This window comes from Streptococcus sp. 544, from assembly GCF_013277385.1.
In the GTDB taxonomy this organism is placed as follows: domain Bacteria; phylum Bacillota; class Bacilli; order Lactobacillales; family Streptococcaceae; genus Streptococcus; species Streptococcus mitis_BA.
In genome coordinates this window covers 1-23843 of record NZ_VMMU01000027.1, presented here as the reverse complement: position 1 = coordinate 23843, position 23843 = coordinate 1, and the positions used below count along the sequence as shown (strand labels likewise).

Sequence of the window (23843 nt, the reverse complement as noted above, 5' to 3'; positions counted from 1 at the left end):
TATTTGTAAAAGTAGACGGCTTCTAATTTAACCTAGAGAACACAATCCTAAGTGAAAAAATCACTTGGGATTTTTTGAATCAAGAAAATAGTTCTCTAGGAAACTTTTTCTTGACATCTCTTTTCAAAGTGGTAGAATAGTTCTTATGGAAACTTATTTAGTTCCTGGGAGAACTAAATGTGATAGTTAGAAAGGAGTTAGTATGGATAAACCGATGTTAGTCTTTAAGCGTTTTGGTCATCAGATTCACCTGATGGTGCAAAAGGAAGCCAAACGTTGTGGTATTGAATTTATGGGTGGGCCTCAAGGTCAGGTTGTGCGTTTTTTGGATAATCGTGAGAAAAACCAAGACTTGGTCTTGATTAAAGATATCGAGCAGGAACTCAATATTACCAAGTCTGTTGCTAGTAATTTGGTCAAGCGTATGGTGCAAAATGGTTTGGTGGAATTGGAGGCGAGTCCTAGCGATAAGCGGGCAAAATTTGTTCGTTTGACGGACAAAGCACGTTCTCAGATGCAAGAGGTTAAGGCTTTTTTTGAACGAATAGACAAGCAGTTGATGGAAGACATTGATGAAGATGAATTACTGATTTTTGAGAAAGTTCTCGGTCAACTACAGGCAAATATCAAGGGAATAGGAGGAGAGAATGAAGAAATTAGCCAAACGAATTAGTAGAAAAGAATGGGGGATGATTTTACTAGCCATTCTTTTTACTTGCTTTTCGGTCTATTTAGAGTTGGAAGTGCCGACCTATATCTCGAAAATTACGGATTTGCTAGGTAGTCAAGGAACTAATTTAGATGAGTTGTGGCAGCCGGCAAGTATGATGGTGGGAATGTCCTTTCTTGCCTTCTTATCCGTAGTTGCAGTTGGATTTTTTGCATCCCGAGTGGCGGCTTCTTATACTAGTAGGCTGAGAAGTGATATTTTTAACCGAGTTTTGGATTACTCGCAGACAGAAATTAAGAAATTCTCTATTCCCAGTCTTTTAACTCGTACTACCAATGATATTACTCAGGTTCAGATGTTGATTACCATGGGCTTGCAAGTGGTGACGCGTGGTCCAATTATGGCTATCTGGGCTATCGGGAAGATTTTAGGTCATTCAGAATACTGGCTCTGGGCCGTACTTGTGGCAGTGATTGTCAACGTTTTGATGACGACTGTTTTGATGACGCTAGCCTTTCCAAAACAGTCCTTGATTCAGGGGCTGACAGATAAACTGAACAGTATCACTCGTGAGAGTTTAACAGGTATTCGTGTCGTTCGCGCCTACAATGCAGAGGATTACCAAAATGAAAAATTTGCATCAGCAAATGATGAATTGACACGCTTGAATTTGTTTGTCAACCGTCTTATGGCTATTTTGAACCCTATCATGATGGGGATTTCAAGTGGTTTGAGTGTGGCGATTTACTGGATTGGGGCCTATGTGATTAACGACGCTGCTCCGATAGCGCGTCTGCCTCTCTTTAGTGACATGATTGTTTTCATGTCTTATGCCATGCAGGTTGTCATGGGCTTCCTTCTCATGGGAGCGCTCTTCATCGTTCTCCCCCGAACTATGGTCTCTGCTAAGCGGATTAATCAAGTTTTAGATTTGTATTCTTCTATCCAAAACCCTGCTCAAGTGCAGCTGGCTGATGAAAACCTCAAAGGTCAGGTCGAATTTAAGGATGTGACCTTCCGCTATGCGGCAAATTCGGAGGTGGTTATTGAGCATGTTAGCTTTAGAGCAGACGCTGGTCAAACAGTGGCCTTTATTGGGTCAACAGGTTCTGGTAAATCAACTCTTGTCAATCTGATTCCACGTTTCTACGATGTGTCAGAAGGAGAAATTCTGGTGGACGGTGTCAATGTTCAAGACTATGCCTTAGAAGATTTGCGCAACAAGGTTGGCTATATTCCTCAGAAAGCGGTTCTCTTTTCAGGTGATGTTAAGGGCAATTTGGACTTTGGACAAAGTCAAGAAACACCGCTGAATGAACAAGCTATGTGGCAAGCCTTGGAATTGGCCCAGTCTAAGAATTTTATCGAAGACAAGGAAGCGGGCTTAGCGTCAGAAGTGGCCCAAGGAGGAACCAACTTCTCAGGTGGTCAAAGACAACGTCTGGCAATTGCGCGTGCCTTAGCTCGGAAGCCAGAAATTCTCATCTTTGATGACTCCTTCTCAGCCTTGGACTACAAGACAGACCGTGTCCTACGCCAAGAGTTAGCAGAGAAAACAAAATCTATGACCAAACTTATCGTTGCACAACGTATTTCAACGATTATGGATGCAGATTTGATTTTAGTCTTGGATCAAGGAAAAGTCGTGGGGCAAGGCACCCATAAGGAACTTCTAGCTAATAACGAAGTTTACCAAGAAATTGCCTATTCACAACTATCGAAGGAGGAATTGGAACATGGAAAATAAGAAAATGTCTCTCTGGAAACAGAGTAAACCCTATCTTGCAGGCCTCCAGTTTGCCCTTCTAATCGCCTTTCTAGCAACAATCTTATCCAATATCATTACTGTATATGGTCCAACCCGCATCAAGGAAATGACCAATATCATTGCAAGTGGTCTAGAAACAAGTGTGGATGTCGCGATGGTTGCAGCTATTGGTGGTTTTTTGGCCGTCATTTATGTGATCGGACTTCTATCAAATTATTTGCAGGCCTTTCTGTTTACAACAGCTATTCAACGTTTTTCAGAGCGTTTGAGAAGAGCTATTGCAGAGAAAATCAATAGCCTACCATTGGGATATTTTGATGGACACTCTCAGGGGGATACTTTGTCTCGTGTAACCAATGACGTTGACACTGCAGCCCAGTCCCTTAATCAAAGTCTGGGAACAGTTCTTTCATCCACTTTACTGGTCGTGGCAGTCTTGGTAACCATGTTTGGGATGAACTGGATTTTAGCCTTGGTGACGGTTGTGTCAACTCTTATCGGTTTTGCTTTCGTGTCTGTCTTTATGGGCAAATCCCAGGGCTTCTTTAAGAGTCAGCAACAAGATTTGGCAGCTGTCAATGGCTATGTGGAGGAAATGTACTCTGGCCATAATGTGGTGACCAGTTACAATGCCATCGAGAGTACGAAAGAAGAGTTTGCGATATTAAACCATCGTCTGCATGACAGTATCTGGAAATCTCAGTTTATTTCAGGGATTATGATGCCGATTATGATGTTTATTGGGAACTTTAGCTATGCCTTGGTGATTATCGTTGGTGCAGCCTTGGCCTTAAATGGGCACATCAGTATCGGGATTATCGTTGCCTTTATGGCCTACGTTCGTATTTTTTCTCAGCCTCTTTCACAAATTGCCCAAGGGATTACTAGTTTGCAGCAGGCTAGTGCGGCCATGGGACGTGTCTTCGAATTCCTAGCTGAAGAGGAAATGGAAGACGAATCCCATAAAGAAAGACAATTGAGCGATATGAAAGGTCAAGTAGTCTTTGATCGAGTCTCCTTTGGTTATACACCAGAGCGAACCATTATTCATGACTTTTCTGCGACAGCTCATGCAGGTCAAAAAGTTGCCATTGTCGGACCGACTGGGGCTGGTAAGACAACTATTGTCAATCTTTTGATGAAGTTCTATGAGATTGATAAGGGAAGTATCCGCATTGATGGTGTGGATACCAAGGAGATGAAGCGTTCGGAAGTACACGATGCCTTTTCAATGGTCTTACAGGATACTTGGCTCTTTGAAGGTACTATTCGCGACAATCTTATCTATAACCAAGAGGGTATTAGTGATGAGCACGTGATTGAAGCCAGCAAGGCTGTAGGGATTCACCACTTTATCATGACCCTACCAGATGGTTACGATACAGTCTTGGATGACACAGTGACCTTGTCTGTCGGGCAAAAACAACTCTTGACTATCGCTCGTGCTTTGCTGAAAGATGCGCCACTCCTAATCCTAGATGAGGCGACTTCTTCTGTTGATACCCGTACAGAGGAATTGATTCAGAAAGCTATGGATCGTTTGATGGAGGGGAGGACTTCCTTTGTCATCGCCCACCGCTTGTCTACTATCCGAAATGCTGATCTGATTCTTGTTATGAAAGATGGAAATATCATCGAGCAAGGAAATCATGATGAGCTGATGGCGCAAGCTGGTTTCTACGCTGACCTCTACAACAGTCAGTTTACAGAAGATGAAGCAGAAGAATAAACCAAAAGAAGGCTTGACGGCCTTCTTTTTCTGCACTATACTAGAAGACAAGTGCTTCCCTGTAAGCAAAATTTGAGTAAGCGATGAGAAAATATATGAAAAATTATCAAGAATGGTATGGCCACGTTGCTAGTAACATTGGGAATAAGCCCTTTCTTCTGAGCTTGTTAAGAACTTTCAATCGGTTCATGACGGTAGTTATACCTATGATTTATCTGACCTTGTTAGCCACTACCTATCTCCAAGAAGGACTTGGGAAACAGGTCTTGATGTATGTGTTTATCCCTGCATCAGGTTTTGTGATTTTGTCCTTTCTTCGTAAGAAAATCAATGCCCCTAGACCTTATGAGGAATGGGATATTAAACCCTTGCTTGACAGAGATAGTCCTGGTCAGTCTATGCCCAGTCGTCATGTCTTTTCAGCAACCATTATCTCCATGGCTTGCTTGCATGCTAGTCTAACTATGGGGATGATTTGTTTGACATTATCAGCCTTCCTAGGTCTAGTGAGAGTCTTAGGTGGCGTGCATTATCCCAAGGATGTAGTAGTTGGTTATATTTGTGGTCTTGTGTGGGGTGTGCTTTTCTTTCTATTTTGACCTGTAAGTTAATACTCAATGAAAATCAAAGAGCAAACTAGGAAGCTAGCCGCAAGCTGTACTTGAGTACGGTAAGGCGACGCTGACGTGGTTTGAATTTGATTTTCGAAGAGTATAAGGCGGTCCTAGAACCACTTACGTGCCTAAAGTAACCACTTGCTTTTTTGCTCTTGTTTTCTTATTTTTCCTTTGATATAGTAGAGTCAGAAAGGAGATGGAATGAAGTTACGAATCGAAATTGACAGCAATTTAGATGAAACTGAAATTGTCATCAAGGCAGCGGCTTTGACAGATGAGATTGCGGATTTACAGCGACTCTTGCAAGAGTCCAAGTCTCCTCGGTTGATTTTTTACAAGGGAACAGGTGAATATTATCTGGACTTATCGGAAATTCTCTTCTTTGAGACAGAAGGTAGCAAGATTTATGCCCATACCCAGAAAGATGCCTACGAAGTTCGGCTCAAACTCTATGAGTTAGAGTCTATCCTTCCTCGCTATTTTAGTCGGGTATCCAAGTCAACGATTGCTAATATTCGGCAAATCTATTCGGTGGACAAGTCCTTTTCAGGAACGGGCACCATTTCCTTTTATCAGACCCACAAGGAGGTTCACGTGTCGCGGTACTATCAATCCCTCCTAAAAGAAAATCTAAGAAACATGAGGTAAGAACATGAAAAAGAAAGCATTTGGTATTGTGTTGCTAGTATTGGCAGCATGGATTTTATTACAGGGACATTATGGTGTTCCATCTTTGGAGACTAAGTATTCTCCTTTTGTCTTTATCGCTTTTCTATTGTATAAGGCAATAGAATCTTCCCTTAGGCATCATTGGACAAGTGCCACTTTTTTAGCATTAACAGCATTAAATATAGTGAATCTTTTTTATGATTGGATTCAGCTATCTCCTATTTCGCTTATTTTAGCTAGTATTTTAATCGTAATGGGTGTCAGCGCACTCACTCATTCTAACAGAACTTGGAATGGAAAAAAATGGTGGTATGATGGTGAAAAAAACATTCTTACAGATAAGGAAGTTGCTTTTGGGACTGGGACTTTCTACAAGCAAAATCAAGAATTGGTAGAGGATCAAGTAGAAGTTGGTTTTGGCAATGCCAAGATATATTACGACAATGCAGAGATTTTAGGAGATACTGCAACCCTGAAAGTAGAAGTTGGTTTTGGAAAGGCAGTTATCTATGTTCCCCAACATTGGAGAGTTGATTTGAAGGTGGAAACTTTCTGTGGTGTAGCCAAGGCAGATACTTCTCTAGCCCCAACAAGTAAAACCTTGATTATCCGTGGAGATGTGGCTTTTGGGAAATTGGGGATTGTCTACGTTAAATAAAAAAATCTTCACTTCAATCATCAAAATAGGCGTACTAAGAGTAGGAAATTGATGCCTTGCTCTGATTTCAGTTCTATGGTTGTTAGACTTTAAAAAATGAAATGTTGCCTTTAAAAGTTGTATATTTTTCGATATTTTGGCTCTTACGTTTGATGTATCTATGTCCTACAGCGTGGATGATGTAGTGTCAAATGTTTTTAAAAAAATGAATGATATTGGACAGCTTTTTGAACCTTTAATTGCTCAGGAGCCATGAAAGCAAACACTTGGGTTTATGACAAGGGAGAATGGTATTATGTAAGTTCTTCTGGTGCCATGCTAGCGAATGATTGGGTCAAAGATAATGGCAAATGGTATTATCTAGCTTCATCAGGTAAGATGCTTCGCAATACCTACACACCAGATGGCTATTACGTTGGCAACTCAGGCGTTTGGCAATAAGAATAAAAAGTCCTTTTCATGCAAGGAAGAGGCTTTTTACTTGCTTTTCTGTTGCTTCCTCATTTGTCCTGAAGCCTTTTTTGTGTTAAAATGAATGGTATGAAAGCTAAAAAAATGTGGATAGCAGGCTTGGCTCTGCTTGGTATTGGAAGCCTTGCCCTTGCTACGAAAAAAGTTGCAGATGACCGTAAGCTCATGAAGACTCAGGAAGAGTTGACAGCGATTGTGCGAGACCATTTTTCAGACATGGGGGAAATTGCGACCCTCTATGTTCAAGTTTATGAAAGCAGTCTGGAGAGCTTGGTTGGTGGCATCATTTTTGAAGATGGCCGTCATTATACCTTTGTCTATGAAAATGAAGACCTGGTCTATGAGGAGGAAGTCTTATGATACAACCAGCAAGTTTAGAAGAATTAGCATCTTTAGTAGAAAAAGATGGCAAGAAAGTCTTTCTTTTTGTGGCGGACTGGTGTGGCGATTGTCGTTATATTTATCCTGCCTTGCCAGAAATTGAGGAGACCAATCCAGAGTTCACCTTTATTCGAGTGGAGCGAGATCAGTATATGGATTTGGCCAAACTCTGGGATGTTTATGGAATCCCTAGCCTTGTTGTTTTAGAAAAGGACAAGGAAATCGGTCGTTTTGTTAATCGCGACCGTAAAAGTAAGCAACAAATTAACGACTTTTTAGCAGGACTGAAATAGGAGAAAAGAGAAACAATGATTTTTACATATAACAAAGAACATGTCGGTGATGTCCTTATGGTCATCGTGAAAAACAGTGGAGCTGCCAAACTGGATGTGGAGCGCAAAGGAAAGGTAGCCCGTGTTTTCCTCAAAGAAAATGGAGAAACAGTGGCGTGGAATATTTTCGAAGTTTCAAGTTTATTTGAAATTGCAGAGCGCGGTCAAGTCTTTTTGACAGATGATCAAGTCGCTCGTTTGAACCAAGAGTTGCAGGCGGAAGGCTTTGTGGAAGAAATTGTCAATGACAAAGAACCTAAGTTTGTTGTCGGTGAAATTGTCGAGATGGTAGCTCATCCAGATAGTGATCACCTCAACATCTGCCAAGTTGCAGTCGCAAGTGACAAGACAGTGCAAATCGTTGCAGGGGCTCCTAATGCGCGTGTGGGGTTGAAAACCATTGTAGCTCTTCCTGGAGCTATGATGCCAAAAGGCAATCTCATTTTCCCAGGCGAGCTTCGTGGCGAAAAGAGTTTTGGAATGATGTGTAGTCCTCGTGAATTGCATCTGCCAAATGCTCCGCAAAAACGTGGTATTATTGAATTATCAGAAGACCAAGTTGTTGGAACTCCATTTGATCCAGCTAAACACTGGACTGCCTAAGAAGTTGTTAGTATCTGATAGACCAGCTAGAAGGAAATAAGATGGCTAAAAATGTAGTGATTACAGGGGCGACATCAGGAATCGGTGAAGCGATTGCGCGTGCTTATCTGGAGCAGGGTGAGAATGTCGTTCTAACTGGACGACGGACAGACAGATTAGAAACTCTTAAGTCGGAGTTTGCAGAAGTCTTTCCAAATCAAACAGTTTGGACTTTTCCCCTAGATGTCATGGATATGGCCATGGTAAAGACTGTCTGCTCTGATATTCTAGAAACGATAGGTCAGATTGATATTCTGGTCAACAATGCCGGACTGGCTCTAGGTTTAGCACCTTATCAGGATTATGAAGAGTTGGATATGTTGACCATGTTGGATACCAATGTCAAAGGTTTGATGGCAGTCACTCGCTCTTTCTTGCCAGCAATGGTAAAAGCCAATCAAGGACATATCATCAACATGGGGTCAACCGCAGGAATTTATGCCTATGCAGGTGCAGCTGTTTACTCAGCGACCAAGGCGGCAGTTAAGACCTTTTCAGATGGTCTGCGAATTGATACCATCGCAACGGATATCAAGGTGACGACCATTCAGCCTGGAATTGTCGAAACAGATTTTTCGACGGTACGTTTTCACGGTGATAAAGAACGAGCTGCGTCCGTTTACCAAGGAATAGAAGCCTTGCAAGCTCAGGATATTGCAGACACAGTAGTCTATGTGACTAGTCAACCTCGTCGTGTTCAGATTACAGATATGACCATTATGGCCAATCAACAGGCGACAGGTTTCATGGTTCATAAAAAATAAAAAATTTTCTCGAAAAGTTACAAATTTCTGTAACTTTTTTTGATTTCCTACGAATAGATAAGTAGGAGGAAGAAAATATGTATAATAAAGTTATCTTGATTGGACGTTTAACGTCTACACCTGAATTGCACAAAACCAGCAATGACAAGTCAGTGGCGCGAGCAACTATTGCAGTAAACCGTCGTTATAAAGATCAAAACGGTGAACGTGAAGCTGACTTTGTCAATATGGTCCTTTGGGGTAGGCTAGCAGAAAGCTTGGCCAGCTACGCAACTAAAGGTAGTCTTATCTCTGTTGATGGAGAACTTCGTACCCGTCGCTTTGAGAAAAATGGCCAGATGAACTACGTGACCGAAGTACTTGTCACAGGATTCCAACTCTTGGAAAGTCGTGCTCAACGTGCCATGCGTGAAAATAATGCAGGCCAAGACTTGGCAGACCTAGTCTTGGAAGAGGAAGAATTGCCATTTTAAACATTGAAAAGTCTGAGTTGGTCTCAGGCTTTTTTATACTGTCTAAATGTGTTACAATGAACTAGTTGAAACTTTTTGGAGGTTGGAATGAGTAGAGAATATACAAGAACAATCGTCAAAATTATATTTTGTACAGTAGTCGTATTTGTTTTTGCAATTTATACTCATGTGAGTCAGACAGATCCTATTCCGGGACAAATAAAAGTTGGAGCGACTTATATGACGATGAATAGTGAATTTTATAGACATTTACATAATGAGATTCAACGCTATTCTGATTCAGAAGGTCAGATATTGTATACTCGGGATGCAGAGATGAGTGAAGAAAAACAGAGTAAACAAATTGATGAGTTTATAGAGAAGCGAGTGAATGTTATTGTTATTAATCCGGTTAAGAGTGATAGCGAGCAAATTGTAGAAGCGTTAAGTAGGGCAAAGAATTTTGGAATTAGAGTTATAGCAGTAGATAGTCAGTTGAATAATATAAAAGTTGATACGAGTATAGTTTCTGATAATTACCATGCTGGGATATTAATTGCCAAGGATTTGATGAAACGTACCTCAAATGCTCATATTCTTTTGTTAACGCACAAAGATGCTTTATCAGCTAATCAGAGAATAACTGGTTTTTTGGATACAATAAAATCAGAAGAACATTATCAAATTATCTCAGAAAGAGAAACAGTTGGTCAAACAGAGTATGCTATGACTACTGTAGGTGATGCCTTATCTGAAGGTTTACAATTTGATGCTATAGTGGCTTTAAATGATAGAGCAGCTATAGGAGCTTTAGCAGCAATTAAAGAATTGAAAGTAACTTCAAAAAAACTTATTTACGGAATAGATGGTTCACCAGATATGAAGCATTTATTAGCTACAACAGATGAAGTTACGGGAACGGTTGCTCAATTTCCATCTCATATGGGTAGAAAAGTATCGGAAACAATAGATTTATTAGTAAAAAAAGAAGAAGTTGAAGAATTATATACTATACCTGTACAATTTGTTGATAAAAATAATATAATTCAGTTTGATATTAATGGGTGGCAGTAATGAAACAGGTAAAAGGTGTCCAGTACTCTATAATTTTGCTTTTGTTAATTAATTTTCTAACCATTATATACAATGGAGCTTTGTATATACAGATTACAAACTATGTAATTTCAAAGGGACAGATGATACTCTTATTGGGAGAATTAAACAATATTTCAAAATCACCTGACCAGATTTTTTGGTATTCAATTATTTTTTTTGTCGGTATTATTTTTATATCTACCTATAAAATGTATTCAACTGAGAAAAAATGGCCAATTTTTTCAAAATGGAATTTGTTTGAAATAGTATTAATGATTGGTGTTATATGGTCACAAAATCTGTCATACAATGGAATAATATTATTAGTTTTTGCTGATATATTCTATAGTTCAAGAGAGTTTCAAGACTCTGATAGTAAACGTTCTTGGATTATTTTTATTTTCTTGAGCTTTTTAATGTTACTTTTAACAGACTATGAAATCTTGTCACTATTTATAAAAGTTCCATCTCTAGCTACCTATATCCAATTTTATCCATCTTCCATACGAGGTGTAGTGTTATTTTTAGAAAATGCATTGACATCATTAAATGTTATTATTTTCATCATCTCTTTATTGTCTTATATCCTATACGTGATTAAAGAACATCATAATATTGAGGAAGAGCTTAAAATGTTATCTAGAGTCAACACTGAATTGAATCATTACATATCGTTATCAGAGAAAATCGCTGAAGATCGAGAAAGGAAAAGAATTGCTCGGGAAATTCATGATACTCTAGGTCATGCGTTGACAGGAATTTCAGCAGGGATTGATGCTGTTTCTGTACTAATTGATGTTCATCCTATCCGTGCTAAAGAACAGTTGAAAAATGTTTCAAATGCAGTTAGAGAGGGGATAAAAGATGTTAGGGGATCATTACATAGACTAAGACCAGGAGCTTTGCAAAATAATGGTTTAAAAGATGCTCTAATATTAATGATTAGTGAGTATGAGTCTCTATCAAAACTCTCTGTCGATCTAAAATATGAATGGGGGAATATTGATTTAGATGTTATGCAGGAAGATACTATTTTTAGGATTATACAAGAATCTATGACAAATTCTGTTCGTCACGGACATGCTAGTAAAATGAGCATTCGCTTTATGAGTGAGGATAACAACATAATAGTTTTGCACGATAATGGAATAGGTTTTGACGACTTACAAATTGGGTATGGCTTGAAACAAATGAGAGAGCGAGTTTCTATTTTAGGTGGTTCTATTCATTTTGAAAATAGGGAAGGATTTTACACTAAAATAGTTTTTCCAAAAATAGGAGGTGAAGTATATGATAAAGGTAATGATTGCAGATGATCAGGCGTTAATTAGAGAGTCTTTGCAGATCATTTTATCAGTATATGCTGATATTGATGTTGTATCCGTCGTTGGTGATGGTATCGAAGCTATGGATAACATTATGACTGTAAAACCGGATATAATTTTAATGGACATTAGAATGCCCAGAATGGATGGAGTATTGGCTACAAAAGAAATCAAAAAACTTTTTCCAAATATAAAAATTATAATCTTAACAACATTTGATGACGACGAATTCATTTTTAGTGCTTTAAAATATGGTGCATCTGGCTATTTATTAAAAGGAGTTTCAACCGACGAGTTATATCAAGCCATTCAGACAGTGTATAAAGGTGGAGCTATGATTAATCCTAATATAGCTAGTAAGGTATTTCAATTGTTCTCGCAGATGGCACAGACCAATTTTTCTATTACTGTGAAGGAAGAGAATATTGAAAATATATCACTGACAGAATGGAAAATTATTCAGCAAGTGGCATTTGGAGAATCAAATAAGGAAATTGCCAGTAATCTTTTTTTATCCGAGGGAACAGTGCGCAATTACCTTTCTATCATTCTTTCAAAACTAAATTTGAGAGATAGGACACAGTTAGCCATATGGGCTGTACAAACAGGTGTGACACAAAAGAATTTTTCAAAGGAAATGGATAAATGAAATTAAAGCAATTGTTTCTAGCGATACTGTTTGTGCTAAGTTGCTTGAGTTTATTTCTTATTTGGGAAAACAAGCAGATAAAGATTATTAGGCTGGGTTTTTATTCTGATTCTAGTTGGGGAATTCCTACAGGGAATAACAGCTATGTACTAGATGAGGCTATTAAGAAATTTGAAGAGCTTCATCCAGGGGTTAAAATTGTATATGATTCAGGTATTCCTAAGGAGGAGTATTCTAATTGGATTTCAAGTCAAATTTTAAAAGGTTCTGAACCGGATGTATTTCTATTATCAAGCGACCAATTATCTTTATTTGCATCAAAAGGTATTTTAAAAAAACTAAATTCCTATCTGTCTCAAGAAGATGCCTCTAATTTCTATGATGTATCTTTGCAGGCAGCAAAATACGGAGATGATTTATACGGTCTTCCATATGAAAGCAATCCCATGTTGATGTGTGTAAATCAAGATTTACTTTTAAGAGAGGGCATTGAAATTCCTGAAGTAGGGTGGACGCAGAAAGATCTCTATGAGATTAGTAAAAAAGTTACAAAAGATACCGATGGAGATGGAATCGTTGATCAATTTGGGATAACAGGATATAGTTGGAAAGAATCTCTAGCGGCCTTTGGTGTTACTATTTCTGAGAGTGGTATTCCTCGTATAGATTCGTCAGAAATGAAGGATGCTTTATCCTATATAAGGGGATTGAATCAATTAAACGGACGTTACAAAGTAACCTATAAAGATTTTGATGAAGGGCATGTGGCCTTTTATCCAATGAGTTTGGCACAATATCGAACATATAAACCTTTTCCTTATCATGTGGCCAAATATACAAATTTTAACTGGACATGTATTTCATTGCCAACTACTAAGGAAGACATTCGTTCTACTGTAACAGATACTTCCTTATACGTGGTTTCTTCGCGTTCTCGCAATTCAAACCTTGCCGTATCGTTTATAGAATTTTTAACAATTAATCGTGAAATTCAACAAAATTTATTTAATAAGGGTCAAGGAAGCTCAGTATTACCAGAGGTAGTAACTAGTTTGAAGAGTGAAGAGTTGATGAAGAAAGGAATGATTGGTCAGAATGCCTTAACGACTACTTCACTGGATTATATAATGAAAAATTCAATTACAACTATTTCAAAAGGAATAGATTCAAAATCATTGGTTGGAATAGAAGAAAGATTAGAAGCATTATCTATGGATGAAAATAACACGGATATTGAAGGTAGTCTTATTAAGTTACAAAAAGAACTAGATATAGGAACCCTTAAATAGATATCAAGATTATTATTTCTTAAATAATACGAACATGGCAGATGTCTTTATTGACATTTGTCATTTTTTTATTGACATTTATCAATAAACTTTTGTGACATTTAACAATTATAAAGTGAAGATAAGGATGATAGAATAAAATCAATAAAAGGAGGGAAATATGAAGTATTTGATATTAGTCAGTCATGGAGGGCTCGCAGAGGGATTGAAATCATCTCTTTCTATGTTTGCTTCGGATAAGGTAGATGATGTCATAGCGATTGGCTTAAAAGATGGAGAAAGTCTTGCAGGTTTTTCTGTAGAGGTCAAGAATGTTATTGCATCTCTGGATGAAAATGATTCGGTTCTTGTTTTAGCAGATATTGTTGGGGGAAGTCCTTTAACAACTGTTGCAACAGTATTAGAAGAATTTGGAAAATTAGAGAATGCAACTATTTTGGGAGGTATGAACTTAACAATGGCACTTACAGCAGTGGTGATGAAAGACATTCTGACTGGAAGTGAACTTGTTTCTACGATATTAAACGAATCATCATCGGCTCTACAAGAATTTGAAGTCGGATCAGATGATAATCTTAATGAAGAAGACGATATTTAGTTATATAAGGAAAGGGATAAAAAATTATGGTAGTAACATTTGTACGAATTGACGATAGAATGATTCATGGACAAACAGTCACTAGATGGGCAAAAGAACATCCATGTGATGGATTAATTGCAGTAAATGACGCTGCTGCATCTAATAAGGTTTTAATTCAGGCATATAAAGGTGCGTCAGATAAAAAAACATTTGTTTGGACAAAGGAAGCGTTTAAAGAAAAATCATCTAAAGTAACAGAATCGGATAGTAGATATTTTTTGATTACTAAAAATCCAATTGATATGAAAGAAATTTTAGTAGACCAGGGCTTTATTCCAGGAGATGTTAAAGAAATTATTGTAGGACCTGCTAACGATAGACCAGGTGCTATCAAGTTGGGAAATAATCAATCAATTACTCAAGAGGAAGCAGTTGCACTAGAAGCAATTGAAAAAGCAGGATATAAAGTTAGATTCCAATTATTACCAGATGTATCTATTGGCTATTGGAGTGATTTTAAATCAAAATTTGGATTTTAATAATGAAATAAGGAGACAAAATGATGGAAATTTCTTGGATTCAAGCAGCTCTTTTAGGATTGTTTGCAAGTTTAGCATCGATGCCAGGTATGGGGGGATCCAGTATTGGTAACTATACTTTGGGGCGTCCATTAGTTGGTGGTTTAATTGTAGGTTTAATATTAGGAGATATAACAACAGGGGTAATCGTTGGTGTGGCTTTACAGGTATTATATATTGCCTTAGTGACACCTGGTGGAACTGTATCGGCCGATGTACGGGCAATTTCTTATATCGGAATTCCGTTATCTATCCTATTTGTTCATGCAAATAATATTTCAGGTGAAGTGGCGATTGCAGCAGCAGCAGCGCCAATTGGAGCCGCGGTTGGAACAATTGGAACTGTTTTATTCTATGGTACAGCTACTATGAACTTGCTTTGGCAACACATTGGATGGAAAGCTGTAGAGAAAGGTGATTTTAAGAAGTTATATGCTGTTGATTGGGTATATCCTTGGATTTCACATTTTATCTTTTCTTTCTTACCAACAATGATTATTACAAAATTTGGACCAGATATGGTTGATCTTATGAAAGTATATCTTCCGATGGATGGTTTTGTAATGAAGTCTCTATTTACTGTAGGAGCACTCCTTCCATGTGTGGGTATTGCAATACTTTTGAAACAAATTGTTACAAAAACAACAGACTTTATTCCTTTCTTTGTCGGGTTCACGTTAGCAAAATCTTTAGGCTTGAACTTAGTAGCAAGTGGTGTTGTGTCATTAATTTTTGCAGTAATTTATTATGAATTAGAAGTTATTAAATCTGCCCGTACGACAGCAGTTGTCAGTGATATGGGATTTGATGAAGAGGAGGATATTTAGAATGAGTCGAAAAAAAATATCAAGAAAAACATTGACAAAATCATTTCACCACTGGTTCTATGGACATCTGACATGTTTTTCTCAAGAACATATGCAAACTTTTGGATATTTAACTTCTATGCTTCCAATTGTAGAAGAAATGTATGATACTAAGGAAGAACAAAAAGAAGCTATGCAAACATACACAGCATTCTTTAATACTGAGCCGCAGTTGGGTTCTCTAGTAGTTGGGATAACAGCTGGTTTGGAAGAAGCGCGTGCAAATGGAGATGCCGTAGATAGTGAGACCATCAATGGAATGCGAGCCGGTCTAATGGGGCCTATTGCAGGTATTGGAGATTCACTTATTGTAGGAACATTAATTCCTGTTCTTTTGGGGATAGCTCTAGGTCTTTCTAAAGGAGGAAATATTTCTGGTGCAATATTCTATATTATTGCATGGAATCTATTAGTCTATCTTGGAATGCGTTTTGCTTATTTTAAAGGATATGAACTTGGAGATAAAGCAGTAGAATTTTTAGTAGGTCCTAAAGGTCAGGCGCTAAGAAAATCAATTAGTGTTGTTGGTGGTATGGTCATAGGAGCTGTTGCAGCAACTTGGGTATCTGTCACTACGGCGCTAGAGCTGAAAAATGGAGATGGAGAAACATTTTTAAACTTACAAGAAAAGATTGATGGTGTTTATCCAGGTCTTTTAACAGCAGGTTTTATTGTTCTATGTTGGTGGCTGATGGCTAAAAAGAAAGTTTCTCCAAATTGGGTGATGCTATTATTGGTAGTTATTGCACTTGTAGGAGTAGCCTTAGGATTTTTCAATCCAGGATTGAAATATTAATAGTATGTAAAAAAGCAACGGTTTATAATCGTTGTTTTTTATATATGCGTAATATAAGGATTTAGAGTTTCGGTATTTTTTATAAAAGAATTAACGAAAATACTAATTCCATAAATCATGTTGGTTAAAATTCTACAATATTAAAGTGCAAAATTAGGATAAAGAAATTTATCTATTCATCCTCAGAAAGTCAGACTTTTTTCTTGACTATTTCTGACCAAGTGATACAATAGAATCATGAATTAGCACTCAGATATAAAGAGTGCTAATAATATGTAGTTCATCATGGAGGAAAACAGATGTTGAAACCATTAGGAGACCGTGTGGTCTTAAAAGTAGAAGAAAAAGAACAAACTGTTGGAGGCTTTGTCCTTGCAGGCTCAGCCCAAGAAAAAACAAAAACAGCCAAAGTTGTAGCTATTGGACAAGGTGTTCGTACCTTGAACGGTGACTTGGTTGCTCCAAGTGTTAAAGCTGGAGACCGTGTCTTAGTTGAAGCCCACGCAGGTCTTGATGTCAAAGATGGCGATGAAAAGTACATCATCGTAGGCGAAGCTAACATCTTGGCTATCATTGAAGAATAGAAGGAGAAAGTAAGTATGTCAAAAGAAATTAAATTTTCATCAGATGCCCGTTCAGCTATGGTCCGTGGTGTCGATATCCTTGCAGACACTGTTAAAGTAACCTTGGGACCAAAAGGTCGTAATGTCGTTCTTGAAAAATCATTCGGTTCACCACTCATCACAAATGACGGTGTAACTATTGCCAAAGAAATCGAATTGGAAGACCAGTTTGAAAATATGGGTGCCAAATTGGTATCAGAAGTAGCTTCAAAAACCAATGATATCGCAGGTGACGGAACGACAACTGCAACTGTCTTGACCCAAGCAATCGTCCGTGAAGGCATCAAAAACGTCACTGCAGGTGCCAATCCAATCGGCATTCGTCGTGGGATTGAAACAGCAGTTACCGCAGCAGTAGAAGCCTTGAAAAACAACGCCATCCCTGTTGCCAACAAAGAAGCTATCGCTCAGGTTGCCGCCGTCTCTTCTCGTTCCGAAAAAGTAGGCGAATACATTTCTGAAGCCATGGAAAAAGTTGGTAAAGACGGAGTCATCACTATCGAAGAGTCACGTGGTATGGAAACGGAACTTGAAGTTGTGGAAGGAATGCAGTTCGATCGTGGTTATCTTTCACAGTACATGGTGACAGATAGCGAAAAAATGGTGGCTGACCTTGAAAATCCCTACATTTTAATTACAGACAAGAAGATTTCCAATATCCAAGAAATTTTGCCACTCCTCGAAAGTATTCTCCAAAGCAATCGTCCCCTCTTGATTATTGCGGATGATGTGGATGGCGAGGCTCTTCCAACTCTTGTTTTGAACAAGATTCGTGGAACCTTCAATGTGGTAGCAGTCAAGGCACCTGGTTTTGGTGACCGTCGCAAAGCCATGCTTGAAGACATTGCCATCTTAACAGGCGGAACAGTTATCACAGAAGACCTTGGTCTTGAGTTGAAAGATGCGACAATTGAAGCTCTTGGTCAAGCAGCGAGAGTAACTGTGGACAAAGATAGCACTGTTATCGTAGAAGGGGCTGGTAATCCTGAAGCCATTTCTCACCGTGTTGCAGTTATCAAGTCTCAAATCGAAACTACAACTTCTGAATTTGACCGTGAAAAATTGCAAGAACGCTTGGCCAAATTGTCAGGTGGTGTAGCGGTTATTAAGGTCGGTGCTGCAACTGAAACTGAGTTGAAAGAAATGAAACTCCGCATTGAAGATGCCCTTAACGCTACTCGTGCAGCTGTTGAAGAAGGAATCGTTGCTGGTGGTGGGACAGCTCTTGTAAATGTCATTCCAGCCGTGGCTAATTTGGAATTGACAGGAGACGAAGCAACAGGACGCAATATTGTTCTCCGTGCCTTGGAAGAACCTGTTCGTCAGATCGCCCACAATGCAGGATTTGAAGGCTCTATCGTCATCGATCGTTTGAAGAATGCTGAGCTTGGTACAGGCTTCAACGCAGCAATTGGCGAGTGGGTCAACATGATTGAAGAGGGAATCATCGACCCAGTTAAAGTGAGCCGTTCAGCCTTACAAAATGCAGCATCTGTAGCCAGCTTGATTTTGACTACAGAAGCAGTCGTAGCCAATAAACCAGAACCAGCAGCTCCGGCTCCAGCAATGGATCCAAGCATGATGGGCGGCATGATGTAAGCTTTCTATAGAAAACAACTTATAAAAAACACAAAAGGAGGGAATAACTATTCCTTCTTTTTATGCTATTCACTTCTAAATTGATTTGAGCTCTCCTAACTTATATGATAAAATAAGACTAGAAAAAGGAGAAAAACATGATCGATGTAGAAGAAATTCTGAGCAAGATGAACCCCAATCAGAAGATTAATTATGACCGTGTCATGCAGAAAATGGTACAAGTATGGGAGAAAAATGAGCAGCGGCCAACCATTCTCATGCATGTTTGCTGTGCCCCTTGTAGTACCTATACCCTAGAATATTTGACCAAGTATGCAGATGTGACCATCTATTTTGCCAATTCTAATATCCATCCCAAGGCAGAATACCATAAGCGTGCCTATGTTACCAAGAAATTTGTCAGTGATTTCAATGAGCGGACAGGAAATACGGTCCAGTACCTAGAAGCTCCCTACGAACCAAATGAATACCGAAAATTGGTTAGAGGATTGGAGGAAGAGCCTGAAGGAGGCGATCGTTGCAAGGTTTGCATTGACTACCGACTGGATAAGACAGCGCAAGTGGCTATGGACTTGGGTTTTGACTACTTTGGCTCAGCCTTGACCATCAGTCCTCATAAGAATTCTCAAACCATTAACAGCATCGGAATTGATGTGCAAAAAATTTACACAACACACTATCTTCCAAGTGATTTCAAGAAAAATCAAGGCTACAAACGTTCAGTAGAGATGTGTGAAGAGTATGACATCTACCGTCAATGTTATTGTGGATGCGTCTATGCGGCTCAAGCCCAGAATATTGACCTGGTTCAAGTTAAGAAGGACGCTACAGCGTTCTTGCTGGATAAGGATGTTGAAAAAGACTATTCCCACATCAAATTTACTGTTACAAAATTGGATATATAAGGATAAGCCCAGCTGCAAAGCTGGGTTTCTATACTCTTCGAAAATCAAATGCAAACCGCATCAACGTCGCCTTGCCGTATATATATGTGACTGACTTCNNAGCAACCTGCGGCTAGTTTTCTAGTTTGCTCTTTGATTTTCATTGAGTATTAAAATAAAAAACCAGGGATTTCACCCTAGTTTGACAACTTTACCGATTCTTTAGTTCTACATAGCGCTTGTACCAAATGTTTACATAGGCTTCTGAGAAAGGACCACGTCCATTGTTAATCCAATCAACAAGAATTTTGACATGTTCTTTTAAAATATAGTCCAAATCATCAGAATAATTCATTTTGCGTTTGTGACGCTCATACTCCTCAACGTCCAAGAGACGTTTTTCCCCATCTGTAAAAATTTTAACATCCAAATCGTAATCAATATACTTCAGTGCTTCTTCATCCAGATAGTAGGGGCTGGCCATATTGCAATAGTAGGAAGTTCCATTATCACGAATCATGGCAATGATATTAAACCAATATTTCTTATGAAAGTAAACAATAGCCGGTTCTCGAGTGACCCAACGACGACCATCACTTTCGGTAACAAGTGTATGATCGTTGACACCAATAATGGCGTTTTCTGTTGTTTTTAGTACCATGGTGTCCCGCCAAGTTCGGTGGAGACTCCCATCATGCTTATAACTTTGAATTGTAATAAAGTCGCCTTCTTTTGGAAGCTTCATAACTAACCAACTTTCTACAATTTATAAGTTTATCATTTACTATTGTACCATAAAATTACCTAAAATCTGTGAATTTTACATGAAAATATTAAAGATATTCTCTGAGAGCGCTTGCTATATCCGAAAAATCGTAGCCTTTTCGTGCTAAAACTTGGGTTAAACGCTGTTTAAGTTCGTATCCTTCATATTTTCGGGCATACTTGGCATATTGCTTATCAAGTTCCTTGAAGATGAGTTCCTGAGTCGTTTCTTCGTCGACTTGACTATCCAACTGGTCAAAGGCAATTTTAGCATCAGAGTAGGAAAACCCCTTGTTGGTCAAGTTCTGTATAATCTTATCTTGCAAGGCACGAGCTGGAAGTTTTCCTTCATATTTTTTCAACAGTTTATTAGCTACACGTTGAGCAACTTCCGAAAAATCAAATTCTTTCAAGTTCTCTTCTATAGTAGATTTTGAAATCCCTTTTTGAGCTAGTTTCTGAGTCAGTACATAAGGCCCCTTGTCTCCTGAAAGTTGATTGGCATTGATGATAGCATAAGCGTACTGGCCATCATTAGTCCACTTCTCTTCTTTAAGAGCAGCAATGATTTGAGAAACTATTTTTGCATCAATATCGTATTTTTTTAGATATTCTCTGACCTCTTTTTCAGTACGTGCTTTAAATGATAAATGGTAGAGAGCCAGATTCTTACCATAAGAAAATTGAGCAAAGTCCTGAATCTCTTTCAATTCCTCTTCGCTTATCACCTTATCTCTCGATAACATAAAACGAACAATTGTATCTTCGGTGATATAGCATTTGTCGCCATTATCAAGCTCCATCAGATAGAGTCTTTTTTTCTTTTCAAGTTTTGTGATTTTCATAGTTCCCTTTCATCTAAATGCTTCGAAAGCTGCAACGAGTCGGAGTTTATCCATATCTACATATTCTCTTCCGTAATAGTCGAGAAATAATTCAGCATACGTAGCATCTTGTAGGTTGTAATGAAGGGACCAAATTGCCCAAAAGAGGTCGATATGTCGGTCACTAAAACCAGCCAATCCCAAGTCAATAAAGCAAGAAAAATGCGAGGCATCCTTCAAGATGAAATTTGGTAGGCAGGCATCTCCATGAATAAAAGCATCAGCTTTGAGAAGGTGACCTTTCTCCTGTATCAGTTGATAAGCTTCTTCGCGACTGTGAATATGAAATTGGGGCAGAAGAGTTTTGTTATAGAAAGCTCCCTCCTGATAGTTTTTTAAAGCCTTTTCTTTATAAAGTTTCAGATGATGTTCTGACGGAAAAGCTTGTGGTTCAAGACTGTGAAGCTTATTTAATGCTTGTGCCATAGTTTGACAGAGCTTTTCGGGTTGATTTAAAAAAGCGAGAGCGTTTCTACCAATCGCTTCTTTGGTCAGAAGGAAGTCCTTTTTTGCTGATAAATAGGTAATCACTGGAGTTCCCAATCCTTCAGTTTCGAACCAACTTGCAATCTTAGCTTCTTGAGCTAATCTGCCTTTTTGATCTATTTTTAAATAGTAACCTGAATCTATATATAGGACAGTTGCACTTGAATGAGAAGAACTATCAGAGAGATTAGCTCCCTTGAGATAGCTTCGTAATTGTTCAGGGAAATCTAGTATACTAAAGCGAGGTGTTTTTGAATTCATGCTTTTATTGTAACATATTCTTAAATATCTTAGAAACTCCATGGTATAATAGACCTATGAATCTAAAAATAAAACAAAAAATACCATTAAAAATCAAGCGCATGGGAATTAATGGTGAGGGAATCGGCTTTTATCAAAAAACGTTGGTCTTTGTACCTGGAGCTCTCAAAGGAGAAGATATCTATTGTCAGATTACTTCTATTAAACGCAACTTTGTTGAAGCAAAATTACTAAAAGTTAATAAGAAGTCTAAATTTCGAGTTGTGCCGGCTTGTACTATTTATAATGAATGCGGAGGATGCCAAATCATGCACCTGCATTATGATAAGCAGCTAGAGTTCAAGACAGACCTACTTCATCAAGCGCTGAAAAAATTTGCTCCTGCAGGATATGAAAACTATGAAATCCGTCCAACTATTGGAATGCAGGAACCAAAGTACTACCGTGCTAAGTTACAATTTCAGACTCGAAAATTTAAAAATCAGGTCAAAGCGGGCTTATATGCACAAAACTCTCATTATTTAGTAGAGTTGAAAGACTGCCTGGTACAAGACAAGGAAACCCAAGTGATTGCGAATCGCCTAGCAGAATTACTTACTTATCACCAGATTCCAATCACCGATGAGAGAAAAGTTCTAGGTGTTAGGACTATTATGGTCCGACGAGCAAGAAAGACTGGACAGGTTCAGATTATTATTGTTACAAACCGTCAGCTTAATTTAACCCAACTAGTAAAAGACTTAGTTAAAGATTTTCCAGAAGTTGTGACAGTAGCTGTGAATACAAATACAGCTAAAACCAGTGAGATTTATGGTGAAAAGACAGAGATTATCTGGGGAGAAAAGAGTATTCAAGAAGGTGTACTCGATTATGAGTTTTCACTATCTCCTCGTGCTTTCTATCAACTAAATCCTGAACAAACAGAAGTTCTCTATAGCGAAGCGGTAAAAGCGCTGAATGTTACTAAAGAAGACCATTTGATTGATGCTTATTGTGGAGTTGGAACGATTGGATTTGCCTTCGCAAAGAAAGTTAAAACACTAAGAGGTATGGATATTATTCCAGAAGCTATTGAAGATGCTAAGCGAAATGCTAAAAGAATGGGATTTGACAACACACATTATGAAGCTGGAACGGCAGAAGAGATTATTCCTCGTTGGTACAAGGACGGATACCGAGCAGATGCTTTGATTGTGGATCCACCACGTACAGGTCTGGATGATAAGTTATTATATACAATTCTTACCTATGTCCCAGAAAAAATGGTCTATATTTCTTGCAATGTTTCGACTTTGGCACGTGATTTAGTGCGCTTAGTAGAAGTCTATGATCTTCATTATATCCAGTCGGTCGATATGTTCCCACATACAGCTCGAACTGAAGCTGTTGTAAAATTAGTAAAAAAAGTTTAAAAAAGGTGTTGACAAAGTTTGAAAAGACTGTATAATAGTAAGAGTTGAAAATAACAACTCTGGTCCGTTGGTCAAGGGGTTAAGACACCGCCTTTTCACGGCGGTAACACGGGTTCGAATCCCGTACGGACTATGGTATGTTGCAGTTGGAAACACTTGATGAAAAAAGTTTTAAAAAAGTTTCAAAAAAGTGTTGACAAGCGAAAGCGACTGTGATATACTAATATAGTTGTCGCTTGAGAGAAGCGAGTGACAAAGACCTTTGAAAACTGAACAAGACGAACCAATGTGCAGGGCACTACAACATAAGGTTGTAGTACTGAACAATGAAAAAACAATAAATCTGTCAGTGACAGAAATGAGTGAGAACTCAAACTTTTAATGAGAGTTTGATCCTGGCTCAGGACGAACGCTGGCGGCGTGCCTAATACATGCAAGTAGAACGCTGAAGGAGGAGCTTGCTTCTCCGGATGAGTTGCGAACGGGTGAGTAACGCGTAGGTAACCTGCCTGGTAGCGGGGGATAACTATTGGAAACGATAGCTAATACCGCATAACAGTAGATGTTGCATGACATTTGCTTAAAAGGTGCAATTGCA

Annotated in this window: 26 protein-coding genes, 1 tRNA gene, 1 rRNA gene and 1 pseudogene; 26 read left to right on the top strand and 3 right to left on the bottom strand. The window is 38.5% G+C overall.

The window, feature by feature from the left end; genetic code table 11:
- Nucleotides 1–202: 202 nt before the first annotated feature.
- The 23 genes and pseudogenes from HT728_RS09500 to HT728_RS09390 all read left to right on the top strand — a co-directional run bounded on the left by HT728_RS09500 (nucleotide 203) and on the right by HT728_RS09390 (nucleotide 19458).
- Nucleotides 203–673 (top strand): MarR family winged helix-turn-helix transcriptional regulator, encoded by a 471-nt coding sequence (locus tag HT728_RS09500; protein WP_173234951.1) that lies wholly within the window; start codon nucleotides 203–205, stop codon nucleotides 671–673.
- On the top strand, nucleotides 648–2417 hold the full coding sequence (locus HT728_RS09495) for an ABC transporter ATP-binding protein (protein WP_173234949.1): 1770 nt from the start codon (nucleotides 648–650) through the stop codon (nucleotides 2415–2417). Before HT728_RS09500 ends, HT728_RS09495 begins: the two co-directional genes overlap by 26 nt.
- Entirely contained in the window at nucleotides 2407–4167 is a 1761-nt protein-coding gene (locus HT728_RS09490) for an ABC transporter ATP-binding protein (protein WP_173234947.1), read from the top strand. The genes HT728_RS09495 and HT728_RS09490 overlap by 11 nt, the downstream gene beginning before the upstream one ends.
- Nucleotides 4168–4262: 95 nt before the next feature.
- Entirely contained in the window at nucleotides 4263–4766 is a 504-nt protein-coding gene (locus HT728_RS09485) for a phosphatase PAP2 family protein (protein ID WP_173234945.1), read from the top strand.
- A gap of 219 nt (nucleotides 4767–4985) precedes the next feature.
- The gene (locus HT728_RS09480; protein WP_112445766.1) at nucleotides 4986–5432 is read left to right on the top strand and encodes a LytTR family DNA-binding domain-containing protein; all 447 of its coding nucleotides are present in this window, start codon (nucleotides 4986–4988) and stop codon (nucleotides 5430–5432) included.
- A gap of 4 nt (nucleotides 5433–5436) precedes the next feature.
- Complete coding sequence (locus HT728_RS09475; RefSeq protein ID WP_050243275.1) at nucleotides 5437–6111, top strand: hypothetical protein; 675 nt, start codon at nucleotides 5437–5439, stop codon at nucleotides 6109–6111.
- Nucleotides 6112–6354: 243 nt separating this feature from the next.
- Nucleotides 6355–6552: pseudogene (locus HT728_RS09470) on the top strand (N-acetylmuramoyl-L-alanine amidase family protein); the annotation flags it as partial.
- Nucleotides 6553–6642: 90 nt separating this feature from the next.
- Entirely contained in the window at nucleotides 6643–6942 is a 300-nt protein-coding gene (locus HT728_RS09465; protein ID WP_173234941.1) for a DUF4651 domain-containing protein, read from the top strand.
- Nucleotides 6939–7256 carry a thioredoxin family protein gene (locus HT728_RS09460; protein WP_173234939.1) on the top strand — a complete coding sequence of 106 codons (318 nt, stop codon included), beginning with the start codon at nucleotides 6939–6941 and terminating at the stop codon, nucleotides 7254–7256. The genes HT728_RS09465 and HT728_RS09460 overlap by 4 nt, the downstream gene beginning before the upstream one ends.
- A 15-nt stretch (nucleotides 7257–7271) precedes the next feature.
- A complete protein-coding gene (gene ytpR / locus HT728_RS09455; protein ID WP_173234937.1) occupies nucleotides 7272–7898 on the top strand; it encodes a YtpR family tRNA-binding protein in 627 nt (208 codons plus the stop codon).
- 41 nt (nucleotides 7899–7939) lie between these two features.
- Entirely contained in the window at nucleotides 7940–8701 is a 762-nt protein-coding gene (locus HT728_RS09450; protein WP_173234935.1) for an SDR family NAD(P)-dependent oxidoreductase, read from the top strand.
- Nucleotides 8702–8778: 77 nt separating this feature from the next.
- A complete protein-coding gene (locus tag HT728_RS09445) occupies nucleotides 8779–9174 on the top strand; it encodes a single-stranded DNA-binding protein (RefSeq protein WP_115903952.1) in 396 nt (131 codons plus the stop codon).
- An 87-nt stretch (nucleotides 9175–9261) separates the two neighbouring features.
- On the top strand, nucleotides 9262–10227 hold the full coding sequence (locus HT728_RS09440; protein ID WP_020903141.1) for a substrate-binding domain-containing protein: 966 nt from the start codon (nucleotides 9262–9264) through the stop codon (nucleotides 10225–10227).
- Nucleotides 10227–11564 (top strand): sensor histidine kinase, encoded by a 1338-nt coding sequence (locus tag HT728_RS09435; RefSeq protein WP_173234933.1) that lies wholly within the window; start codon nucleotides 10227–10229, stop codon nucleotides 11562–11564. Before HT728_RS09440 ends, HT728_RS09435 begins: the two co-directional genes overlap by 1 nt.
- Nucleotides 11539–12222, top strand: coding sequence for a response regulator transcription factor (locus HT728_RS09430; protein ID WP_020903143.1), 684 nt, complete (start codon nucleotides 11539–11541; stop codon nucleotides 12220–12222). Before HT728_RS09435 ends, HT728_RS09430 begins: the two co-directional genes overlap by 26 nt.
- A complete protein-coding gene (locus tag HT728_RS09425) occupies nucleotides 12219–13511 on the top strand; it encodes an extracellular solute-binding protein (protein WP_173234931.1) in 1293 nt (430 codons plus the stop codon). Before HT728_RS09430 ends, HT728_RS09425 begins: the two co-directional genes overlap by 4 nt.
- A gap of 160 nt (nucleotides 13512–13671) precedes the next feature.
- On the top strand, nucleotides 13672–14109 hold the full coding sequence (locus HT728_RS09420; protein ID WP_020903145.1) for a hypothetical protein: 438 nt from the start codon (nucleotides 13672–13674) through the stop codon (nucleotides 14107–14109).
- 26 nt (nucleotides 14110–14135) lie between these two features.
- On the top strand, nucleotides 14136–14630 hold the full coding sequence (locus tag HT728_RS09415) for a PTS sugar transporter subunit IIB (protein WP_020903146.1): 495 nt from the start codon (nucleotides 14136–14138) through the stop codon (nucleotides 14628–14630).
- Between the two features lie 23 nt (nucleotides 14631–14653).
- Nucleotides 14654–15496, top strand: a complete 843-nt coding sequence (locus HT728_RS09410) for a PTS sugar transporter subunit IIC (protein ID WP_078238001.1) — start codon at nucleotides 14654–14656, stop codon at nucleotides 15494–15496.
- On the top strand, nucleotides 15477–16331 hold the full coding sequence (locus HT728_RS09405) for a PTS system mannose/fructose/sorbose family transporter subunit IID (RefSeq protein WP_033683132.1): 855 nt from the start codon (nucleotides 15477–15479) through the stop codon (nucleotides 16329–16331). Before HT728_RS09410 ends, HT728_RS09405 begins: the two co-directional genes overlap by 20 nt.
- A gap of 299 nt (nucleotides 16332–16630) precedes the next feature.
- On the top strand, nucleotides 16631–16915 hold the full coding sequence (groES, locus tag HT728_RS09400) for a co-chaperone GroES (RefSeq protein ID WP_173234929.1): 285 nt from the start codon (nucleotides 16631–16633) through the stop codon (nucleotides 16913–16915).
- Between the two features lie 15 nt (nucleotides 16916–16930).
- Nucleotides 16931–18553 carry a chaperonin GroEL gene (gene groL / locus HT728_RS09395; protein WP_173234927.1) on the top strand — a complete coding sequence of 541 codons (1623 nt, stop codon included), beginning with the start codon at nucleotides 16931–16933 and terminating at the stop codon, nucleotides 18551–18553.
- 137 nt (nucleotides 18554–18690) lie between these two features.
- Nucleotides 18691–19458, top strand: a complete 768-nt coding sequence (locus tag HT728_RS09390; RefSeq protein WP_173234925.1) for an epoxyqueuosine reductase QueH — start codon at nucleotides 18691–18693, stop codon at nucleotides 19456–19458.
- A 190-nt stretch (nucleotides 19459–19648) separates the two neighbouring features.
- On the opposite strand, the gene HT728_RS09385 is transcribed toward HT728_RS09390, so the two are convergent.
- The 3 genes from HT728_RS09385 to HT728_RS09375 all read right to left on the bottom strand — a co-directional run bounded on the left by HT728_RS09385 (nucleotide 19649) and on the right by HT728_RS09375 (nucleotide 21833).
- Nucleotides 19649–20182, bottom strand: coding sequence for a DUF402 domain-containing protein (locus HT728_RS09385; RefSeq protein ID WP_000775321.1), 534 nt, complete (start codon nucleotides 20180–20182; stop codon nucleotides 19649–19651).
- A gap of 88 nt (nucleotides 20183–20270) precedes the next feature.
- Nucleotides 20271–21047 (bottom strand): recombination regulator RecX, encoded by a 777-nt coding sequence (gene recX / locus HT728_RS09380; RefSeq protein WP_173234923.1) that lies wholly within the window; start codon nucleotides 21045–21047, stop codon nucleotides 20271–20273.
- Nucleotides 21048–21056: 9 nt separating this feature from the next.
- Nucleotides 21057–21833 carry an aminoglycoside 3'-phosphotransferase gene (locus HT728_RS09375; protein ID WP_173234921.1) on the bottom strand — a complete coding sequence of 259 codons (777 nt, stop codon included), beginning with the start codon at nucleotides 21831–21833 and terminating at the stop codon, nucleotides 21057–21059.
- A gap of 56 nt (nucleotides 21834–21889) precedes the next feature.
- Between HT728_RS09375 and rlmD the strand changes: the two genes are divergently transcribed.
- From rlmD to HT728_RS09360, 3 genes are all read left to right on the top strand, one after another.
- On the top strand, nucleotides 21890–23245 hold the full coding sequence (gene rlmD / locus HT728_RS09370) for a 23S rRNA (uracil(1939)-C(5))-methyltransferase RlmD (RefSeq protein WP_173234919.1): 1356 nt from the start codon (nucleotides 21890–21892) through the stop codon (nucleotides 23243–23245).
- 61 nt (nucleotides 23246–23306) lie between these two features.
- A tRNA-Glu gene (locus tag HT728_RS09365) sits at nucleotides 23307–23378 on the top strand.
- A 244-nt stretch (nucleotides 23379–23622) separates the two neighbouring features.
- Nucleotides 23623–23843: ribosomal RNA gene (locus HT728_RS09360) — 16S ribosomal RNA — on the top strand; the annotation flags it as partial.

Bases quoted from the DNA above. Each gene is read 5' to 3' on its own strand.
- HT728_RS09500 (WP_173234951.1), top strand. From the start codon at position 203: ATGGATAAACCGATGTTAGTCTTTAAGCGTTTTGGTCATCAGATTCAC.
- HT728_RS09495 (WP_173234949.1), top strand. From the start codon at position 648: ATGAAGAAATTAGCCAAACGAATTAGTAGAAAAGAATGGGGGATGATT.
- HT728_RS09490 (WP_173234947.1), top strand. From the start codon at position 2,407: ATGGAAAATAAGAAAATGTCTCTCTGGAAACAGAGTAAACCCTATCTT.
- HT728_RS09485 (WP_173234945.1), top strand. From the start codon at position 4,263: ATGAAAAATTATCAAGAATGGTATGGCCACGTTGCTAGTAACATTGGG.
- HT728_RS09480 (WP_112445766.1), top strand. From the start codon at position 4,986: ATGAAGTTACGAATCGAAATTGACAGCAATTTAGATGAAACTGAAATT.
- HT728_RS09475 (WP_050243275.1), top strand. From the start codon at position 5,437: ATGAAAAAGAAAGCATTTGGTATTGTGTTGCTAGTATTGGCAGCATGG.
- HT728_RS09465 (WP_173234941.1), top strand. From the start codon at position 6,643: ATGAATGGTATGAAAGCTAAAAAAATGTGGATAGCAGGCTTGGCTCTG.
- HT728_RS09460 (WP_173234939.1), top strand. From the start codon at position 6,939: ATGATACAACCAGCAAGTTTAGAAGAATTAGCATCTTTAGTAGAAAAA.
- ytpR (WP_173234937.1), top strand. From the start codon at position 7,272: ATGATTTTTACATATAACAAAGAACATGTCGGTGATGTCCTTATGGTC.
- HT728_RS09450 (WP_173234935.1), top strand. From the start codon at position 7,940: ATGGCTAAAAATGTAGTGATTACAGGGGCGACATCAGGAATCGGTGAA.
- HT728_RS09445 (WP_115903952.1), top strand. From the start codon at position 8,779: ATGTATAATAAAGTTATCTTGATTGGACGTTTAACGTCTACACCTGAA.
- HT728_RS09440 (WP_020903141.1), top strand. From the start codon at position 9,262: ATGAGTAGAGAATATACAAGAACAATCGTCAAAATTATATTTTGTACA.
- HT728_RS09435 (WP_173234933.1), top strand. From the start codon at position 10,227: ATGAAACAGGTAAAAGGTGTCCAGTACTCTATAATTTTGCTTTTGTTA.
- HT728_RS09430 (WP_020903143.1), top strand. From the start codon at position 11,539: ATGATAAAGGTAATGATTGCAGATGATCAGGCGTTAATTAGAGAGTCT.
- HT728_RS09425 (WP_173234931.1), top strand. From the start codon at position 12,219: ATGAAATTAAAGCAATTGTTTCTAGCGATACTGTTTGTGCTAAGTTGC.
- HT728_RS09420 (WP_020903145.1), top strand. From the start codon at position 13,672: ATGAAGTATTTGATATTAGTCAGTCATGGAGGGCTCGCAGAGGGATTG.
- HT728_RS09415 (WP_020903146.1), top strand. From the start codon at position 14,136: ATGGTAGTAACATTTGTACGAATTGACGATAGAATGATTCATGGACAA.
- HT728_RS09410 (WP_078238001.1), top strand. From the start codon at position 14,654: ATGGAAATTTCTTGGATTCAAGCAGCTCTTTTAGGATTGTTTGCAAGT.
- HT728_RS09405 (WP_033683132.1), top strand. From the start codon at position 15,477: ATGAAGAGGAGGATATTTAGAATGAGTCGAAAAAAAATATCAAGAAAA.
- groES (WP_173234929.1), top strand. From the start codon at position 16,631: ATGTTGAAACCATTAGGAGACCGTGTGGTCTTAAAAGTAGAAGAAAAA.
- groL (WP_173234927.1), top strand. From the start codon at position 16,931: ATGTCAAAAGAAATTAAATTTTCATCAGATGCCCGTTCAGCTATGGTC.
- HT728_RS09390 (WP_173234925.1), top strand. From the start codon at position 18,691: ATGATCGATGTAGAAGAAATTCTGAGCAAGATGAACCCCAATCAGAAG.
- HT728_RS09385 (WP_000775321.1), bottom strand. From the start codon at position 20,182: ATGAAGCTTCCAAAAGAAGGCGACTTTATTACAATTCAAAGTTATAAG.
- recX (WP_173234923.1), bottom strand. From the start codon at position 21,047: ATGAAAATCACAAAACTTGAAAAGAAAAAAAGACTCTATCTGATGGAG.
- HT728_RS09375 (WP_173234921.1), bottom strand. From the start codon at position 21,833: ATGAATTCAAAAACACCTCGCTTTAGTATACTAGATTTCCCTGAACAA.
- rlmD (WP_173234919.1), top strand. From the start codon at position 21,890: ATGAATCTAAAAATAAAACAAAAAATACCATTAAAAATCAAGCGCATG.